We start from the raw sequence: 18,916 nt of genomic DNA, 5'->3' as shown, positions 1-18,916 counted from the left end.
GCCCAGAACTGTCCGTGGGGGAATGTGCGTGCGCGTGAAGAAATGGCGTGAAGACGCCCAACCGGAGTGGCCCGCAGCGGCTTCCGGGGCCGGGGAGTCGCCGGTGACGCTGACTGGGGAGGGGCCGGGTGCCGGCACCCAGGCCTTTGAGGGGACCGGGGGGACGAGAGCGTGCCAGAAAGCGGCGTCCGCTTCGCCCGCCAACAAGACCAAGGTGCTGCCCCAGGCCGAAGGAGCGGGCGTTCCCAGAGATCCTTGGGCAGAGTCCGGCGGGACGGCCGAGCACACCCAGGACCCGCACGAGGTGACGGTCCAGCTCGACGGCACAGGACTGCAACCCAACAGCACGCGCCTGCACGCGGCGAAGGGCGGACCGGCCGGCCCGGACGGCGCCTCTTCCCCTTCGTCCCCTTTCTCCCCTCCCTCTCCATCCTCCGACGGACCGGTGTTCGTCGACGAGTCGGGCCGCCGCAGCCGTAGATACCGCCGGATCGGCATGGCCGTGGGCATCGCCTGCGGGGTCTACGCCGTGGTCATCCTGGCCACCCTGGTTTCCGGCAACTCCGACGCGCCCTGGCTGCCCGTGCCGGGCCAGAAGGACGATCAGCCGGCCGGCAAGGTCGACACCCCGCCGCTGCCCGCCGAGTCGGCGCCGTCCGTCGGCATCGGTCTCATCTCACCCGGCCCGACCGGGTCCGCGGGTGTGGGCGTGAGGCCGGCGCCGGGCCCGTTCGCCCCGGCGCCCGGAGCCTCCGCAGGCGCCGAGGACCCCGGCACGTCCACCGACCCGGACCCCGTCCTCGAGCCGACGGCGACCGGAACGGTCCAGAACACGGGCACCGGCGAGAGCGAAGGCCCCGTAGACCCTGAGCCGTCGGACGACCCGTCGGACGACCCGTCGGCATCCCCCTCGCCCGACCCGAGCCCGACGGACGGCGGCGAGCCCTCCCCCTCGCCCAGTGAGTCCGCGATCGGCGGCAGCCCCGGCACGGTGGCCGACGGCGCGAGCGAGCCGACCCCCGTCGCCGGGGACCCGGGCGGCACCTCCGCTCCTTCCCCGTCCCCGGAGAACGTCCTCTGATGGCATCCCGCACCACCCGTCCCGGGCCCGCGACCGGAACCCGTGACGGCTCCCGGCGCCGCCGTCTGCCCATGCGCCTGCTGCTCCCCTCGCTCGTCCTCGTCGCGTTGATGGCGATGCTGATGCTGCGTGGGTACGTCCACAGCGAGATCCTCGCCGACCACCGCGTCCAGCCGCCCGCCGCCACCGACCGGGTGCCGGAGCAGATCCTCAAGGGCGGCCCGGTCATCGACACCCGCAGCGGTCGCACGACCAGCCTGCGCGTCCCCGACCACCGTCTCGTCCTCACCTTCGACGACGGCCCGGACCCGGTCTGGACCCCGAGGGTCCTGGACGTGCTGAAGGAGCACGACGCCCACGCGGTCTTCTTCGTCACCGGCACGATGACCTCGCGCTACCCCGACCTCGTCAAGCGGATGGTGGACGAGGGGCACGAGGTGGGCCTGCACACCTTCAACCACCCCGACCTCTCCTACCAGTCGAAGCAGCGCATCGACTGGGAGCTGTCCCAGAACCAGCTCGCGATCAGCGGCGCGGCCGGCATCCGTACGTCGCTGTTCCGGCCGCCGTACTCCTCCTTCGCCCACGCGATGGACAACAAGTCCTGGCCGGTCACCGACTACATCGGCGCCCGCGGCTACATCACCGTCGTCAACAACACCGACAGCGAGGACTGGCAGCGGCCCGGCGTCGACGAGATCATCCGCCGCGCCACCCCGCCGGACGGCAAGGGCGCGATCGTCCTGATGCACGACTCCGGCGGCGACCGCAGCCAGACCGTTGCGGCGCTCGACCGGTTCCTGCCCGATCTCAAGGCACAGGGCTACGAGTTCGACAGCCTCACCGAGGCCCTCGACGCACCCAGCGCGCACACCCAGGTCACCGGCCTCGACCGGTGGAAGGGCAAGGCGTGGGTCTTCCTGGTCCAGGCCTCGGAGCGGATCACGGACGTACTCGTCGTGGGCCTCGCCGTGATCGGCTTCCTGGTCATCAGCCGCTTCGTCCTGATGCTCCTGCTCTCCAGCATCCACGCCCGCCGGGTGCGCCGCCGCGACTTCAGCTGGGGACCGCCGGTCACCGAACCCGTGTCGGTGCTGGTGCCGGCGTACAACGAGGCCAAGTGCATCGAGAACACCGTCCGTTCACTGATGGCCAGTGAGCATCCCATCGAGGTCGTGGTCGTCGACGACGGCTCCGGCGACGGCACCGCCCGCATCGTCGAGGCGATGGGCCTGCCCAACGTCCGGGTGGTCCGCCAGCTCAACGCGGGCAAGCCGGCCGCCCTCAACCGCGGTCTCGCGAACGCCCGTTACGACATCGTCGTGATGATGGACGGCGACACCGTCTTCGAACCGGCCACGGTCCGTGAACTCGTCCAGCCCTTCGGCGACCCGAGCGTAGGCGCGGTCGCGGGCAACGCGAAGGTCGGCAACCGCGACTCCCTCATCGGCGCCTGGCAGCACATCGAGTACGTGATGGGCTTCAACCTCGACCGCCGTATGTACGACATCCTGCGCTGCATGCCGACGATCCCGGGCGCGGTGGGAGCGTTCCGGCGCAGCGCCCTCGAACGGGTCGGCGGCATGAGCGACGACACGCTCGCCGAGGACACCGACATCACCATGGCGATGCACCGTGACGGCTGGCGGGTCGTCTACGCCGAGAACGCGCGCGCCTGGACCGAGGCCCCGGAGACGGTCCAGCAGCTCTGGTCCCAGCGCTACCGCTGGTCGTACGGCACCATGCAGGCGATCTGGAAGCACCGCAAAGCGCTGGTGGAACGGGGCCCGTCGGGCCGCTTCGGCCGCGTCGGCCTGCCCCTGGTGTCCCTGTTCATGGTCCTGGCCCCGCTGCTCGCGCCGTTGATCGACGTATTCCTCCTCTACGGCATCGTCTTCGGCCCGACGCAGAAGACCATCGGCGCCTGGCTGGGCGTCCTGGCGATCCAGGCGGTCTGCGCGGCCTACGCCTTCCGCCTCGACCGCGAACGCATGACCCACCTCATCTCCCTGCCCCTCCAGCAGATCCTCTACCGGCAGCTCATGTACGTCGTCCTCCTCCAGTCCTGGATCACCGCCCTGACCGGCGGCCGTCTGCGCTGGCAGAAGCTGCGCCGCACCGGGGTCGTCGAAGCGCCGGGCGGCGGAGTGCCGAGGCCGCGGGCGCCTCATGACGGGGCCGATCAGAGGCCGGTGGGATGACGCAGAGTTACGAGCCGACGACAGGCGTGAAGACGTCGTACGGCATTCCGCGGCAGCGGACGGCAGAGCAGCCGGCACCCGCTGCCGTGAAACCCGGCCGGGACCGCTACCTGGACCTCCTCCGCTCGATCGCCCTGGTCCGAGTGGTCGTGTACCACCTGTTCGGCTGGGCATGGCTGACGGTCCTGTTCCCCTCCATGGGCGTGATGTTCGCGCTGGCGGGCGCCCTGATGGCCCGCTCGCTGAACCGCCCGGCATGGGGAGTGATCAAGGGCCGCATCCGGCGCCTCCTCCCACCACTCTGGGCGTTCAGCGCCGTGATCCTGGTGCTGATGTTCGCGGGCGGCTGGAACCCGGCGAAGGGCTCGGACGAGGGCCCCGTCTGGACCCTCCTCAAGCTGGTCAACTACGTCGTCCCGATCGGCGCCCCGCCCTTCCCCTGGAGCCTCGGCTCCCGGACGGGCCTGCTGGAGGACACCTGGGCGGTACAGGCGGCGGGCCCGCTGTGGTACCTGCGGGCGTATCTGTGGTTCGTGGTGGCATCGCCCCTGCTGCTGTGGGCATTCCGCAGGGCACCCTGGCCGACACTGCTCGCCCCGCTGGGCCTGACGGCCGTGGTGGGCACGGGACTTGTCACCATCCCCGGCGAAACGGGCAACGCGGTCACCGACTTCACGGTCTACGGCGGCTGCTGGGTCCTCGGCATCGCCCATCACGAGGGCCTGCTGGCACAAGTCCCCCGCTACCTCTCCGTCTCCTGCTCGACGCTGCTGATGGCCTTCGGCCTGTGGTGGGCATCCGGCCACCTGGGCCCCGACGGCTGGGACCTCAACGACATCCCGCTGGCCCAGGCGACCTGGTCCTTCGGTTTCGTGGTCATCCTCCTCGTCTACGCCCCGTCCTGGCAGGAACTGCCCGGCCGCCTCGCGAGGTGGGACAAGCTCGTGACGCTGTCCAACAACCGTGCCGTCACGATCTACCTCTGGCACAACATGCTCATCATGGCCACGGTCCCGATCATCGACCCCGTGTACGAGCTGCCGTTCATGCAGGGCGAGAGCGCGGTGGCGGCGCTCGACGCGACGTACATGGTGTGGATGTTCCTGCTGGTGTGGCCGTTGATCGGGTTGGCGATCCTGGCGGTGGGGTGGATCGAGGACATCGCCGCCAAGCGGAGGCCGAGGTTGTGGCCGGACGGGAGGACGAAGCAGGGGGCTCGGGGGAGTCACCGGGGGTAGAGGGCACGCCCTTGACGCTCCGTCGGGCCTTCGTGCAATCGACATCCGTGGCCAGCAGCTGCGTCAAGTCACGCGAGCGACTTGTCCGCCAGGATACGTTCCAAGGATCGTTGACCCGTCCAGCTCATGGGCGGGTTGCTTTCGACGTAGTACCAGACCAAGCCCATCGCTTGAACGAAAGCCCACGCTTTGCCTCGCTCCCATTCGAGGTCGTCGCTACCCAGGTGATCACGGAGTACCTGCCGTGGCCCGGCCTCGAGCAAATGCCACGCACTCACAAGATCCAGCGAAGGGTCAGCCGGTCCGAAGCCGCCAACGTCGAGAATCCCCGCAAGCCGACCGGCGGACACGAGCACGTTGCCAGGAATCAGATCGCAATGGGCCATGGCGTCCTCAGCCGCACCTCGCGGCAGATCACGCAAAGTTGCCCAGATACGGCGCAGCCGAGGGACATCCAGGAGTTGCTCACTGTGTCTGAAACAGGTCTCCATCCACGCGTCATGGGACTGCAGGTCGCCTCCTCGACCTGTGCCGGCGAACGTGCGGCCACGCGTGTCGATCGCGCGTAGCTCGCCGATGAGATCGGCCAAGTCACGGGCAAACGCAGACGATTCGCCTGGGTCCTCGTCGGCGGCCACGACGCCGGGCAGCCACGTCTGCACCGACCACGGAAGCGGGTAACCTGCCCCAGGTTCACCCAGCGCGACCGGCTCGGGCGTGGGGAAACGCGTGCGCCCCGCCAGCTCGCGGGCCGCTTCCGCTTCGGATTCCAGCCAGCGCCGCGTCGACTCGACGTCTGCGGACTCAAGAGGGAATCGGGCCGCGAACCGATTGCCAATGCGGAAGACGGCGTTGACCGTACCCTGCGCCGCGATGCTCCTGACCGGCAGGCTCCGCCACTCAGGAAACTGCTGCTCTACCAATATGCGCACCGTCTCAGGTGACACCGTCAGCTGGTTGGCGTGCATCTTCATGGTGGAAGCGTCCGCGGCACGATCTTCAACTGCAACCCATTTCTGTTCGCGGTATGCCGGGACACCCCCAGCCCTGCGGCGACGCGACTTACGGTGAGGTGATCGACCACGACGCCCTGCAGTGCCCACTCCAGCCCGCCCTGGGAGGTCTTCGCCCGCGGCGCAGCCACCTTCGAGGTGTCCTGCCGCCAAGTCCTCTCGCACGAGTCGCACCGACAGCGGCGGCGCACCCGCACCAGCAGCGTCGTGGGGCGGTGCCCGAACGGCTCATGCGCCAGCCGCCGCGTGACTGTGTCGCGCACCACGCCCTCCGACGGCGCACTTCCGGCACCACGGATCCGGCTCGAAGCGACCTATGACGGGCCACGACCAGGAAGAGTGGCCATGGCCTCGGTCACGATCTCCACGGAGTCCAGAACCCGCTGGCACCGATGGATAGCTTCGTCTTCGTCGCTGCCACCCGCCACCACCCAGCAGCCGAGCGCATTGCGGTCGAAGTTGGTCCGCTGCTCATGCACGACGTCTCCAGGCTCGACGCCGAGGACGAGACTCAGGGACTGATCCGCTGCGACCGTATCGGGTACGTGGACATCGACCACTCGGCCCGGTTTCGGTACGAAGTGGCGGACTGCCGCGCCGCGTGGCGAGACGGGGGAGAACACGGGGGGTGGATCGATACCGAGCGGTACCGATATGGCGAGTCGGTGGATGTCCATGCCCAGGGATATGGCCAGCAGTTCGTCGATCCGTGATCCGCCCACCCGGTTCTGCGATTCGATGATGCGCGGCCCGTCCTTGGTGATGCGGATCTCGGTGTGAGCGGGGCCTTCGACGATGCCCACTGCGTCGAGGAGTCCTTTGGCTGTGACTGCGACCTCCTCATTCCTGCGGGATCCGAGCTCGGCCGGCATGGAGTGGCCGACCTCGATGTTGTGGTGCAACAGTTTTCGGGTGACGGCCAGGACAAGGTGCTGTCCTTTCCAGGAGAAGGTCTCCACGCTGAACTCCGGGCCGTCGAGGTGCTCTTCGACGAGCATGAGGCCGTGTCCCGACTGCAGCGTCTCGCTCCAGACGGTGTCGGCCTCATCGGGGTGGGCCATGTGGAGGACTCCTGCGCTGCCTGATCCGCACACGGGCTTGACCACCACCTTGCCGCCGAATGCCCGGGCGATCAGCTTCAGGCTCTCGGCACTGTCCGCGATCCCGTAGCGAACCGGGCTCAGACCCTTCTCCTCCAGGCACCTCCTCATCAGGTGCTTGTCCTTCAGCCGCCAGACCGCGTGCAGGGGGTTGCCTCCCAGCCCCAGCAGCCGGCTGAGTCTCGCGGCCGGCACCAGTCCCTCTTCGCTGACGGACAGGATTCGCTGGAACGGATGGTGTAGATGCCGCTCCAGAAGGAGCCTTTCCACCGTGTCGTAGTCATTGACGAAGTCGGCGCGCAGGATCTCCGTGCAGTAATCCATGGACGATGGGCGGACCTTTTCGGCCGACTGGACGAACGTGATGTCGATGCCCAGAGAATGGTATCGTCGTAGATTCTTGAGAGTCCCACCGATGACGACCACTCGCTGAGGGTCCGGCACTTTCCTCTCCTTTATGTCGTTGGATCACCAAGAAGGCAAGCCGTCGACGCGCCCCCCTTCAGCGAAATGACCCTCTTGCTGGCCAGATCTATCCTGGCTCGACAGCCGGTCGTGACACCGTCGACGCAGAATGGATTCACCACCAATTTCCCGAGCATTTCGTGGGAGTTGCCGGAATCGTCGTGCATGATGTCAACCGCGAGTTCGACAGATTCGACCACCTCCTGGGCCACGAAGTACTCCGTTTCGATGGCTGAGCGGACCCTGGAATCCCACTCGTCGGCATCGTACTCGTAGCCGAAATTGACTTCCTTCGCACTGTATCCCGCGGAGCCCTTGAGTACGAACCGGTTCTGGTGAGTTACCAGGAGGTCGTACATGGCCACTCTGCTTCCGTGCCAGTCAACCTCGGCATCGCGTACGATCCGGGTCCACGGAACGACTCGCTGAACCAGTCGGACATCTTCCGCCGACATCCAGGGCAGGCCTTCGGAAAGCATTGCGAGGATCTTCTTCGAGTCGAGCAGACGGGCTGTCTGGGACGGGATCCCGCGCAGGCCCAGCGAAGTCAGCTCGCGTATGCCCGACAAGTCCCAGCCTTCATCAAGTGACTCCCGCTCGGAATACTGGAAGATGGCGAGCGGGTTGGAATCGCCCAGCTTGATCTCGTCGAGATGGGATCGGAAGTCAACATTCTTCGCGGTCACACCATGGTCCCGCAGGAGTTCCAGCTGTGCTTCGACTTGGGCCCGCGGCCTGCCGGAATCCTCGCCAGAATTGATGAAGGCTGCCGACTGGGCGGTGCCAAGGGTGGCAGCCGACTTGGAAATGAGCCGAGCCAAGGAAGCGTAAGGATCAGTGCCTATCAGCTGAGGCTGACCCGATTCCGTAGCGACCTGACTCCAGATCCTACGGTGCACCTCGAACTGCACCATGCCGCCGAACCCGGCACCGACATTGAGCTCGATGAACTTCGGGCCGTCCGCAGAGATGATGACATCACCCCTGGCCATGTCGGCGGAATGGTCGTGTTCGTATTCTTCGTCCAGGAATTCACGAGGAAACTCTGACGGATTCGCCCGTAATGCCTGCATTCTGGCCGCCGAGTCGTCGCCCAGCAGCCGGACCGCCTTCTGGTGCAGGGCAACAAGCGCTGTCGTTGATGCCGTCAGATCCGCGTACTCGGCACGCGGCAGCGTCAACGGATACATTGCAGCGGGAAATCCTCCGGCAGTAATCACTGGTAATTGATCCACGTACAGGTCGACCAGTCGGCTCCGCGGATAATCCGCAGTGTACTCTTTCAAGCATTTCAACACGGCGTTTCCTTTCAGCGAATCAGAACCCTCTTGAGGTGTCGCGACCGATCGGTGAAAGCATTCCTGGAGTGAATCATCCTCCAGTTGTCCCATACCAGAAGGCAGTTGGTTTCGATGGACACCGCAAAGTGCTCGGCGTCGAAATACTTCTTGCCTTCTTCCAGGTAGTTTTCCAGTACACCGTCCCCTGTCTTTGTCACGTTGTTGTAGGAGTACCTGAGGATGGTCTGTCCGTTCCTTGTCTCAAGGCTCGGGTGAGTCGAGTTCACGTGTATGCCTTTCATGGACAGTCCTTCGGATGAATGCCAGTTGTAGCTGCGAGCCCGCAGCTCCGCGAGCTGAGCATCCGAAAGTCCCGCAAGGAACCGGTATCCGTCCGCCAACGTCGTCTCCCCACCTTGACCTTCGGCTTGTTTGACACCCCACAAGGCGAGAAATCGAGGGGGGTCGCCAGCGAACTCGTACGCTTCGGTGTGAGGAACAAGTGGTTGAGTGTTCTTCGAGTGATAGACACCATCCATTCCCGGCTCGGGCTTCAAGTCCCAGACAAGTGAGCCGTCGTACTGGGGAACGAACTCGCCGAGTCGGCCGAGGAGCCCAAGGTAGTCGTACCTCTCCGGCGCACCATGAACGTAGACGTAGCCGTTCGCGTCGAGCAGGGCGTTCAAGTACTTGAGCAGCCGTGGTCCGATTAGGTTCGTTTCAAGATGTTCCGACAGATTCAGGCTGCTCACGGGAAGAGTGCTCATCTTCTTCGCTCCTCAAGCAGTGTTCGACGTTCTGGGGGGATCAATCCGGTGTGTCTTCCGGTTGGTGATTTCCTGAATGACACCACGCGCGATCGCGTAGGAGCCCTGCTCCGTGCGTGGGTTGATGCCGACGAGACGGTTGTGATGCATGTGGAGGATGCTGCGATAGGGGGCTGGAGCCGTGCCCATCCGGCCATCGGCCATCAGGCTTCGGATCAGGCGGCCGTAATGGGCGAGGGGTGCTGCTCGGCGCTCCCAGATCTCCAACAGCCGCTCTCCGCCGGGTAGGTGCAAGGGCCCGCCTTGTTCGAGGATCGGGCCGAACAGATCGATGGCGTCCTGCCGGTACTGCTGGAACATGAGGTGGTGCTCATCGTTCTTCGGATAAGCCGCCGACAGCCATTCCTGCCAGCCTTCTCCGATCATTCGCGACGTCAGGTCGAGATGGTTGGCTGCGAGCAGAAGTTCCACCGGCAGGTCGAGCAGGCCCTGTTCGCGCAGAACGAGTTGGTCCACGGCCGCACGGGAGTCGGCGAAAAACGCGCGCTCGGCTGATTCGATCGCGTCAGGGCCGCCGTAGCGGGCGATCTCGGGCCGATAGTCATGAACGGAGATCTCGCGGAGCGATCCGGCCGCGGCCAGCTGATCGGCCCACCTGTGCACGGCGGGCAGCAGCCTGGAGTTCAGGTCGGCCGGCGTTCCGTGGAAACGGATACGTAGATGAGGTTCCGGCTCTCGATAGCGGATGAAGAACCATCGGTCGCAGACCGTCTCCGCTGATTCGAGCAGTGCGGGCAGGTGACGGGAGATGATCTCGTCATGGCGGTCGACGCCGGCGTGGACCTTGAGGTACAGCCAGTTGCCGCCCAGACGGCACACGCGTCGAGTCATGGCCGGATCGGCAGCGGTCTTCAGGGGCAACGCCGACCTGGCCGCCGGAAGGAGACGCTGCGGCACGGGCTTGAGCGGGACCGCCAACTCCACTGCGTGCCCGCCGGCCCACCCGGTTCCGTACCGGCCACCGAGTGGGCTCTCCCGGATGGTCACGCCGTCCGAGTTCCTGCGCAGTTCGTCGCGGAGAAGGCGGAGATCGGCGGACGAACCGAGGTCCAGCGGGAGCAGTTGGTCCCCATGTGCCATCTCGACCTTGTCCGGCACGGCCCAGGCGTCGCGCCACCGGTCGATTGCCTCTCGCCACGCCGGCCAGGGCAGGGCCGCATCGCCGAGCGGCGCATCGGGCAGCCATCGGGCAGGGGACAGGACGGTGCGTCCGTAGCGGATCCGCGGCAGGAAGGGCAGCCGCTCGGCGATCGCGCCCCAACTCCACAATTTCCATCGTGGGGTGTGGTACGTGCCGATCTCGTACAGCAACCGGATGGGGTTCGGCGCCGTGGTCCGCGAATTGTTCGCGTTCAGCATCAACGGAACGATCTCTTCTCCGGTCCTCAGGGAGGCGACGAAGAACCGGTCCCCCTGGACACCCACCGCGAGATCGTCGAGCCGCAACACATGAGGCTCGCTGCCGTCCGCGAACACCCCGACGGCCAGGGTGTTCTGGAGGAGCTGCGGTACTTGAGCGACGTTGGCGTGTCGGGCTTCGACGGTGGCGCCGAGGAGCTGGGCCGGCATTGCGGGCCGCCAGTCCTCTGCGAGTTCGCGCACGTGCTCCGTCAGGGGGGCGCGCAGTTCTGGCAAGAGGTGGAGGAACCGGCCGGACAGTGCCCCGGGGCGGGTGTAGTTCAACGGCGAGAGCACCAGGCGGAAGTCACCGGACTGGAGCTGCTCCGTGGACTCGGCGAAGAGCCGCGCGACCGGTTCGATATACGTGGCCGGCTCGTCCTCGGCGCCGGGCCTTGCCAGGTATCCGGCCAGTTGGGCATCGATGAGGACTTCCACTTCCCCGCGGGCGGCAGCCCGCTGGGCCAATCCGGACAGCAGGTTGTCATGGAGGGCATCCGACCCGGCTTGGTGCGTGGACCTTCGGTCGCTGCGCGGGGCCCGATATCCGCTCGGCGGACCAAGCCCTGCGTGCGGGTCCAGCAGCTCCTTGATCGGAACGAGCCCGCGAAGTCCGTACCGCTCGCGGAAAGCCGCATGGTATTCGGTCAGAGGGGGCGTCTGCGGTCGTGCCAGCCGCCACGCCACGGACGCCGCCTCCTCCAACTCGGCAGCGACCTGCCGGGGCAGCACGATCTCGGCATCCATGCCGAGATCCACGTGGACAGGCCGGTCCACCGTGTGGATCTCGCGCATGGCCCCGGCCACCGAGAGGAATTGCACATGACCCGTGCCGACGGGTGCCCCGGCGTACCGGCCCAGCGCGCTGCTGATCCTGTCAAGTGCCGTACGGGCGGAGTGGGTTCGCAGACCGGAAAGTACGTCCAGGACATGGCGGATCGGATCACCGGCCGTTGCCGGCGGACACAGCTCGGTCAGTAAGAACCCCCGTTCGACCAGTTCGGACAACGCGGTCTCGATGGCGGCCTCTTGCTCGCCGGGATGTGTGGTGGAAAGCCGGTCGACCAGCTCGCGGTAGGGGAGGGGGGTCCGGGCAGCGGCCATGGCCGCCTCGACCGTGCCGACGTACGGCACGGAGATCTCGCAGGGATGAGGTCGCCGCGCGTCGTCCTCCCCGAGCGTGGGGAACATGACCAGTCGTTCACCCTGCACTGAGCACAGGTCGTTGGCCACCACGCGCAGTTGCGAGCGTACAACCGGGTCTCGGTGCAGCTCCCGGATCACCTCTGTCAGCCAGGCCAGGTCGGGCCGGACATGTTTGCGGTGATCATTGCCGATCCGGACCTTGGCATCCTTGGCGAATCGGACCGATGCGACGCCCGCCATCAGACCGAACGGCGTCGCTCTGCTACGCATCCGGCTCAAATAGCGAACTGCCGAAGCAGCGGCCCGCCTGAGCTGTTTGGTTTTCACCGGGGCACCCGAGATCACCTTGTCCAGCGTCCCGCTCAGAGAAAGGCTGGAAACCGAGATAGCTTCCCGTGCCACGGGGTCGTTCGCCACCTGTGTGAGAAACGCCCGAAGTTCCTCGACGTTGTCCATGTCCTCAGGCAGGCACGGTGCCGCGCCGTCGAGAGGAAGCAGCGACAAACGAGCCACAACGGATTCGGGGGCCCGGAAGACGGTCGCCACTACTTCACCCCCGTCTTGCGGTGCTGGGAGATTTCCGTCATCGACGTGTCGCTCACTGAACGCTTGCCTGGAGGACCAGTTCACGCAGACCGTCACTGTCGCCGACGGTGTGCAGCTCCCTGGCCACCAGCGCTTCGAAATCGCCCCGGGAATACAGACCGGCGCCGTGCACAACGATGGGGTCGTCGGCCACCAGGGACCGGTCGACGGCGTTCAGGACGCCCGTCATCGCCATGATGAGCGACCACTCCTGCACCAACGTCGGGTTGGCCGGGATGCGCACATCGGCGTCGGCCAGGAGTGAGCGCACGAGTCCGTAGCGTTCCAGGCACTCGGCGAGCGACACGACGATGCCGCTCCCGCCATGGGATTGGATCAGCGCGTTCATACGCGGCGATGTGACCGGGTTCCGTGTGTAGAACGTCGGGTCGAGCACCTCGGTGGGATCGAACGTGCGTGCAGGGAAGTGATCGTCGCCGTTCTGCGTGTACAACCCCGAGCCGGATTCGAAGGCGTACGCGGGCGGGCGGTAATCTCCGTTCCCCAGCAGGCTCGTCACCATGTCCGGTGTGCCGAGATGCTGCACCAGCAGATAGCGCGACGGCCGGCCGACGGAGTCTCCGAGTAACTCGCGGCCGTAAGCGTGTCCCAGGAGCCCGTACGCGCTCGACACCGAATGCGCGTGCAGTCGGGGTCCGCTGCCCTCCTCAGTGAGGAAGTCTGCTTCCACGAAAGCCCGGACGACGTCGGCGACCAGGTAGTTCTCCAACTGCATGGTGTACCAGAGATTCGTCTTGGCAGACGCCTCCAGGATGCCTCTATGCTCGTCCACGACGCCTCGGGCGATGGTCTTCACGAAATGCGGAGCAGCACCGTCGTAGAGGGCGACGGGGTTGCGCGCCCGCAGAGCGGGATCCGTAAAGAGTTCCGTGGCACGGAGTTTGTACGTCGCGCCCGCTGGAACGAGGACGACGATGTTGAGCTGGTCCGATCGCACCAGACCGAGTTTAATCGCCCGGAGAACCGCATCCCGCAGTGCCACGGCCTTGTTCGCGGAAGACGGGGTTAGGATGGTGACCCGCTCACCGGTGTCCTGGATGAACCGGATGGCCCGCGCCACGATGATCAGCGAGGCGAATGTCTTCGTCGTGTTCGTCGCGGGGTTCTGCGTGAGGTCGAGCAAGGAGAGTTCACGCCCCTGATAGCCCGGCAACGATGTGAGTGCCATGGCAGAGGCGTCCAGGTACGAGCGCATCAACGGGGTCAGCTCGGGCAATCTTGCACCCGGCATGAATTCACCCGAGTCGTCCGGCCCGACATCACCGATCAGTGTGTCGAGCGCTTTCTGAATCTCCGCGTAATAGTTCGCGAGTGCGTTCTCGATCAACATCTTCCGCTCCCTGTGGTCGCGGGCATGGCGGGTCCAGGACAACCGCCAGCGCTTGCCGAGTCCTTCCGGGGTAGCCACTCGTGATCCTGAGGTAGCCCGGACCATGTTGTCAACGTTTGGCTACAGTGATGTCGTAGGTTGGTAGGCCGGGTCAAGTCCGGCCCGCGTCATCATTTGCACAGGTCAGAGAAGATCTTCACGCGCTGTTCGGCGTGGTCGGTCCGTAATGCTGCTGTAGCCAAACGTTGACAGGGTGGCCTGCGTTGGCTCAGGATCACGAGGGACCACCCCGGAAAGACTGTGCAACGAGCCAACGGACCCGACACGCAAGGGGAGTTGTATGCCCTTCGCACCTGTACGCAACCTGGTTGAGCCGCCCCTTCCGTCCCGACTGCCACTCCACGATAGGCTTCGCCTGGGCGCGGATTATCTGTGGCGGAACAACGGAAACCCGCTCCTTCGTCAGTTCCGGGTGCGTTGGGACACGCGCCGCTGGGCGACGCTGCCCGCCATCCGATCGGACGTCGGCGGCATGTCCATCACCTACGCCGGGCTCGCCGAGGGGCAGGCGTACACCCTTGACTTCACCGAACAACGGCGTGCAAGAAATAGCGTGGCCGCTGTGCGGGATTCGCGCCGGATAGCGGGACGCGATCATACGCGTCTAGAGCGACTTCCCGACAGTGATATCACCATCGTCGGCACCACTGCGCCCAATGTGCGTCGTCTGCCTGGGGAATCCTCCTTTGTTCTTCCCATGCGGATCCACTTCGTCGTCGATTTCGATGAGGACGTCGAGGCTGTGCTCGGGCGAATCGCCCGAGGCGAGCGAAGAAATTTCCGGCAGAGATGTCGGCAACACGACTGGCAGCTGGGCATCGAGCGTGATCCGGCCTGGTTCGAGTACTTCTACGACCGGATCTATCGGGCCACCATGTCTGAGCGGCATGGCGATCGTCAGCGCATCGAAAGCAAGGAGTCCGCTTACGAGTGCCTCTTCAGGAACGGCATTCTCTTCGTCCTCAGCATGGATGGTGAGCGTGTCGGCGGCCATCTGTGTCACTGGGACCAGAAGACTGGTGTGCTGACGTCCCGGCTGCTCGGCGTCGTTGACGGAGCGGCCGAGCATTATGCCGCCGGCGCATTGAAGGTCATGCATTTTCTGCTGATTAGATGGGTCGGGGAAAATGGTATTCGCCAGCTGGATTTCCAGGGCACCGAAGCATTTCTGAGTAAAGGTACGTATCAGCTGAAACGTCTCTTCGGTACGAAGGTCGTCCTGCCGCCCAACCATTTCGGCGACAAGCGGCTGTGGCTTCAGGTGCGACGTGATACCCCGGAAGTTCGGGATTTTCTGGTCGCGAACCCATTTCTGGTGGTTCCTGAGGACGGAGAGCTGGAAGCGGTGTACTTCCACGACAGCGACCGGCCGGTCTGCACCAGTTACAAGTCGGATTCGCCCGGCGTGGCGGGTCAACGCCTCATCGACTTGGACGAGTTCTTCGACGAGAGGTGAGTCGACAGCATGAACATTCTCATTCTGCACACCCTGTCGGACTCTTTCGTCGACTACGCGCACAACATCGATCACTTCCAGCACGACGTGGTGTACGTCGGCACGCCGGAGCGACTGGCCACCACACCCCGAGATGTGCCGGCCAGCCGTCTCGAACGCGCGGCAGGCGGCGATCCCGCGGCCGCGGTGCTCGCCGCAGTGGCCGGTCTACCGAAGCCCGATATCGTCATCGGGCTGTCGGAGCTCGATATCATCCCGGCGGCGCGGGTGCGGGAGGCGCTCGGGGTTCCCGGGGCCACCGTGCACGACGTCGGACCGGTCCGGGACAAGGTCGTCATGAAGTCCGCGGTCGCCGAGGCCGGTATACGGATACCGAGATTCGTAGCACTGGGCGAGGCGCTCCGCCGACCCGCCCCCGGCCTTTGGACCGGACGGACCGTACTCAAGCCGCTAGCCGGTGCGTCCAGCAAATGGACCTACACGTATCCCACCCTGGCGGCGGCTTTGGAAGCCGTTCGACAGTGGCAACTGCCAGTGCCCGCCGACGAGTTCGAGGTCGAGGAGTTTATCGACGGGCCGATCATGCACGTGGACGGTCTGCTCGCGGACGGGCGGCCTCTGGCCATCCAGGCAAGTCGCTACGTGGGCAATTGCCTGGACTACGCCGAAGGTTCGGCCCTCGGCTCGGTGCAGGTCGATACCACCACTAAGTTGACGGAATGGACCATACGCTGCCTTGCCGCGGTCGGTATCAGGCATGGTCCATTCCACCTTGAGGCGTTCGAAACCGCGGACGGTCCGGTGTTCCTGGAGGTCGGTGCCCGCTGCGGGAGCCGGGGCACCGTCGACGCGTTTGAGCTGGCCCACGGTATGCGGCTGCCGGGCGCCGCGGTCAGGCTGCTTGTCGACGGGCCCGCAGCTATTCAGGCGGCACGGATGCCGGAACCCGACGAGCGCTATGGCTGGTTCACCTTTCCCGGGCACCTGCTGGGTTCGCGGTACTGCCGGATCACAGGAGAGGAAGTCTTTCGCGATGATCCGCTGGTGCGGTACTGGGATCAGCGTCGTCCGGACGAACCGATCAAGCATGAGGTGTCGTATTCCTACGCCAACGTGCCGCTGGGAGGGTTGCTTGGTCCGGCTCCGACCACTGCTCTGCTCACCTATCTGCGCCGTTTGTTCCAAGAGGTACGAGTGGTGCCGCACGGGCCGGCCGTCCGATCCCGAGAGCCTTTGGACCCCACCCCTCCCGTGGAAGGACCGCGGACACATGTCAGTCGTAGCCCTCGCTGATTGCGCGTCGACCCTCTCCTCCGCCCTGCGTGACCGGGGCCTTTCGCCGTTCATCGGCACACCGTGCGGAATTCTCGCCCCGCTCTACGCTCGGCTGCAGAGCGACCCCGGCGTGATGACGATGCCGAGAGAAGACAGTGCGATCGGTGTCGCGGCCGGCTGTGCCATGGCCGGGCGAAGCCCCGTGGTTCTGATGCAGAACTCCGGTCTCGGCCAGTCCGTCAACGCCATCGCCTCGCTGGTCGTCCCCTACGCCGTGCCCCTTCTGCTCATCGTCGGCATGCGAGGCACTGGGTCCGATGCGACTCCCGAGAACGAAGTGATGGGACGTATGAGTGAGATCTTCCTCAAGGAGTCCGGGATCCCGTTCCGTCGACTCGACCCCGCTGACTTACTGGACCAGGTCTCGTGGGGCCGGGATCTCGTTGCAGACTGGCGGAGTCCGGCCGCGCTCCTGGTTCCGCCGGCATTGTTCGGGTGGCAGCCATGAACAAACACGACGTGATCAGCGCGGTGATCGCTACCACGACCGACGAGCCGATTGTCTTTACGACGGGCTTCGCGTGCCGGATCGCCCAGAGCATTGCTGACCGGCCCGGTCACTTCTACATGACCGGAAGCATGGGCCTGGCTGCCGACATCGGGATCGGTGTCGCCCTGTCGTCCGACCGGCGGGCGGTGGTCGTCGACGGTGACGGCAGTCTCGCCATGAATCCCGGCTGTCTGCTCACGGCCGGGAGTCTTCCGGACCTTCGCCTGCTGCACGTCGTTCTGGACGACCAGATCTACGAATCCACTGGAGGGCAGCAAGCTCCGTCGACGCACGTCGACTTCTGTGAGCTGGCGCGGGCGGCCGGGTATAGCTCGGCACACCATGTCGGCGACCTCCCGACTCTGCGGCGAGAGCTGCCCCGGCACCTACGGTGCGATGGCCCCACCTTGGTCCATTGCTCGATCGTGGCAACCGGTGCACCCAATCCGGGACCGCGTATCGCTCTAGGTCTGCCGCAGATCGCGGCACGGTTCGCCGAGCATCTCCAGGCCGCGGTCGATTGATGGTGTTCGATCGGCACCAGCCGTGAGTGGAGAGTGGTTCGACATTCGAGGGAGCGGCTCGACATTCAATCGTATGTTCGATAGTGGTGGCGTCGAAGGTGATCTGCCCCACTCCCTGGAGGGTGAACCGGCTTGAGCGAGACATCGGCGCTGGAACGGGTAAGACTGGGTGGACGCTTCTGGCGCCTGTGGTGGGCGAACGCCGTCAACAGCGTGGGCGACGGTGTCTTCGCCGCCGCGATGCCCCTCCTGGCCGTGACCGTCACCAAGGACCCCCAGCAGATTTCGCTGATCTCTGCCGCCAGTTACCTGCCTTGGCTATTGGTGTCCCTGCCTGCCGGCGCAATCGTCGATCGCTACGATCGCGCCACTTTGATGTGGCGATTCCAGGCCTTCCAGGCGGTTGTGGTCATCGCGGTCGCTGTGGCAACGGCCGCGGACAAGGTGTCGATTCCAGCTCTGGCCGTGGCCGGTTTCCTGCTCGGCAGCGCACAGGTTGTCATCACCAATGCCGCACAATCCGTGCTGCCTCAGGTTGTTCCGGCGGAGCGTCTGCAGCGGGCGAACGGCAATCAGTACATGGTCCAGACCGTAGGTGCGACTTCTCTGGGGCCGCCACTCGGCAGCATGCTCTTCGCGCTGACAGCCGCCCTGCCGTTCGTCGTGGACGCGGGCTCCTTCGTGCTGTCCGCCATCCTGCTGGCAAGCCTCCCAAGAGCCCTCGTTCACATCACTCGACGTGCGCCGATGCGTACTCAGGTGGCCGAAGGGCTGAGGTGGCTCAGCCGCCACAAACTCCTCAGAACCCTTGCCATCCTCCTTGGCGTGAACAGCTTCTGCAATCGGCTGGGCCTCGCGACTCTTGTCCTCTTCGCCACTCAGACTCTCCATCTGAGCAACCGTGACTACGGACTGGTGCTCGTCGGGGAGGGGGTCGGCAGTCTCATCGGTGGCCTGGCCAGCGTATGGATCGCCCGGAGAGTGGGATCCGTGCGCGCGTTCGTGCTGGCACTCGCAGGCAACGTGGCTGTCTATGTCGGCATGGGGCTCGCCCCCAATGGGGCGTCGCTCGCAGTGATGCTGGCGCTCTGTGGATTCATGATCACGCTGTCCAGCGTTGTCACGGTCAGCCTCCGCCAGCAGATCATCCCCGGACAGCTGCTCGGCCGCGTCAACAGTGTTTTCCGGATGCTCGGTTGGGGGCTGATGCCGCTTGGCGCCCTTGTCGGTGGGTTCATGGCACAGGAGTGGGGTCTTCGCGCCCCGTTCCTGCTCGCCGCCGCTGTCCGTGCCCTCGTCCTGGTGCCGGCGCTGCCCATCCTGATCACCGAAGCCCGCGCCGTACGTGAGAAGTTCTGAACACGGA

General features: G+C 65.5%; 14 protein-coding genes and 1 pseudogene. 8 read left to right on the top strand and 7 right to left on the bottom strand.

Features of this window, described 5'->3' with window-relative positions:
* The first annotated feature begins 103 nt into the window (after nt 1-103).
* From QQY66_RS18545 to QQY66_RS18535, 3 genes are read left to right on the top strand one after another with little or no spacing between them, the layout of a single operon-like run.
* Nucleotides 104-1,081 (top strand): hypothetical protein, encoded by a 978-nt coding sequence (locus QQY66_RS18545; protein WP_301981468.1) that lies wholly within the window; start codon nt 104-106, stop codon nt 1,079-1,081.
* Nucleotides 1,081-3,282, top strand: a complete 2,202-nt coding sequence (locus QQY66_RS18540; protein ID WP_301981467.1) for a glycosyltransferase — start codon at nt 1,081-1,083, stop codon at nt 3,280-3,282. The genes QQY66_RS18545 and QQY66_RS18540 overlap by 1 nt, the downstream gene beginning before the upstream one ends.
* Nucleotides 3,279-4,520 (top strand): acyltransferase, encoded by a 1,242-nt coding sequence (locus tag QQY66_RS18535; protein WP_301981466.1) that lies wholly within the window; start codon nt 3,279-3,281, stop codon nt 4,518-4,520. Before QQY66_RS18540 ends, QQY66_RS18535 begins: the two co-directional genes overlap by 4 nt.
* A 68-nt stretch (nt 4,521-4,588) precedes the next feature.
* Here the strand turns inward: QQY66_RS18535 and QQY66_RS18530 are convergent, their stop codons facing one another.
* The 7 genes and pseudogenes from QQY66_RS18530 to QQY66_RS18500 all read right to left on the bottom strand — a co-directional run bounded on the left by QQY66_RS18530 (nt 4,589) and on the right by QQY66_RS18500 (nt 13,685).
* On the bottom strand, nt 4,589-5,494 hold the full coding sequence (locus QQY66_RS18530) for an aminoglycoside phosphotransferase family protein (protein WP_301981465.1): 906 nt from the start codon (nt 5,492-5,494) through the stop codon (nt 4,589-4,591).
* Nucleotides 5,495-5,538: 44 nt separating this feature from the next.
* Nucleotides 5,539-5,839, bottom strand: a pseudogene (locus QQY66_RS18525) (ISL3 family transposase); the annotation flags it as partial.
* Nucleotides 5,840-5,847: 8 nt separating this feature from the next.
* Nucleotides 5,848-7,059 (bottom strand): ATP-grasp domain-containing protein, encoded by a 1,212-nt coding sequence (locus tag QQY66_RS18520; protein ID WP_301981464.1) that lies wholly within the window; start codon nt 7,057-7,059, stop codon nt 5,848-5,850.
* 29 nt (nt 7,060-7,088) lie between these two features.
* Nucleotides 7,089-8,396, bottom strand: coding sequence for a hypothetical protein (locus QQY66_RS18515; protein WP_301981463.1), 1,308 nt, complete (start codon nt 8,394-8,396; stop codon nt 7,089-7,091).
* 11 nt (nt 8,397-8,407) lie between these two features.
* Nucleotides 8,408-9,145, bottom strand: coding sequence for a TauD/TfdA family dioxygenase (locus tag QQY66_RS18510; RefSeq protein WP_301981462.1), 738 nt, complete (start codon nt 9,143-9,145; stop codon nt 8,408-8,410).
* 12 nt (nt 9,146-9,157) lie between these two features.
* The gene (locus tag QQY66_RS18505; protein ID WP_301981461.1) at nt 9,158-12,205 is read right to left on the bottom strand and encodes a lantibiotic dehydratase; all 3,048 of its coding nucleotides are present in this window, start codon (nt 12,203-12,205) and stop codon (nt 9,158-9,160) included.
* A gap of 142 nt (nt 12,206-12,347) precedes the next feature.
* A complete protein-coding gene (locus QQY66_RS18500) occupies nt 12,348-13,685 on the bottom strand; it encodes a DUF6002 family protein (protein ID WP_301981460.1) in 1,338 nt (445 codons plus the stop codon).
* 340 nt (nt 13,686-14,025) lie between these two features.
* Between QQY66_RS18500 and QQY66_RS18495 the strand changes: the two genes are divergently transcribed.
* From QQY66_RS18495 to QQY66_RS18475, 5 genes are all read left to right on the top strand, one after another.
* Nucleotides 14,026-15,201 carry a GNAT family N-acetyltransferase gene (locus QQY66_RS18495; RefSeq protein WP_301981459.1) on the top strand — a complete coding sequence of 392 codons (1,176 nt, stop codon included), beginning with the start codon at nt 14,026-14,028 and terminating at the stop codon, nt 15,199-15,201.
* A gap of 9 nt (nt 15,202-15,210) precedes the next feature.
* Entirely contained in the window at nt 15,211-16,494 is a 1,284-nt protein-coding gene (locus QQY66_RS18490) for an acetyl-CoA carboxylase biotin carboxylase subunit family protein (RefSeq protein ID WP_301981458.1), read from the top strand.
* On the top strand, nt 16,472-16,984 hold the full coding sequence (locus QQY66_RS18485; protein WP_301981457.1) for a thiamine pyrophosphate-binding protein: 513 nt from the start codon (nt 16,472-16,474) through the stop codon (nt 16,982-16,984). The genes QQY66_RS18490 and QQY66_RS18485 overlap by 23 nt, the downstream gene beginning before the upstream one ends.
* Nucleotides 16,981-17,550 (top strand): thiamine pyrophosphate-dependent enzyme, encoded by a 570-nt coding sequence (locus QQY66_RS18480; protein WP_301981456.1) that lies wholly within the window; start codon nt 16,981-16,983, stop codon nt 17,548-17,550. Before QQY66_RS18485 ends, QQY66_RS18480 begins: the two co-directional genes overlap by 4 nt.
* A gap of 132 nt (nt 17,551-17,682) precedes the next feature.
* A complete protein-coding gene (locus QQY66_RS18475) occupies nt 17,683-18,909 on the top strand; it encodes an MFS transporter (protein WP_301981455.1) in 1,227 nt (408 codons plus the stop codon).
* The last annotated feature ends 7 nt before the right edge of the window (nt 18,910-18,916 follow it).

Origin of the sequence: Streptomyces sp. DG2A-72 (assembly GCF_030499575.1) — a bacterium.
GTDB lineage: Bacteria > Actinomycetota > Actinomycetes > Streptomycetales > Streptomycetaceae > Streptomyces.
The sequence above is the reverse complement of the archived record's forward strand: the minus strand, read 5'-3'. Positions and strand labels throughout refer to the sequence as shown.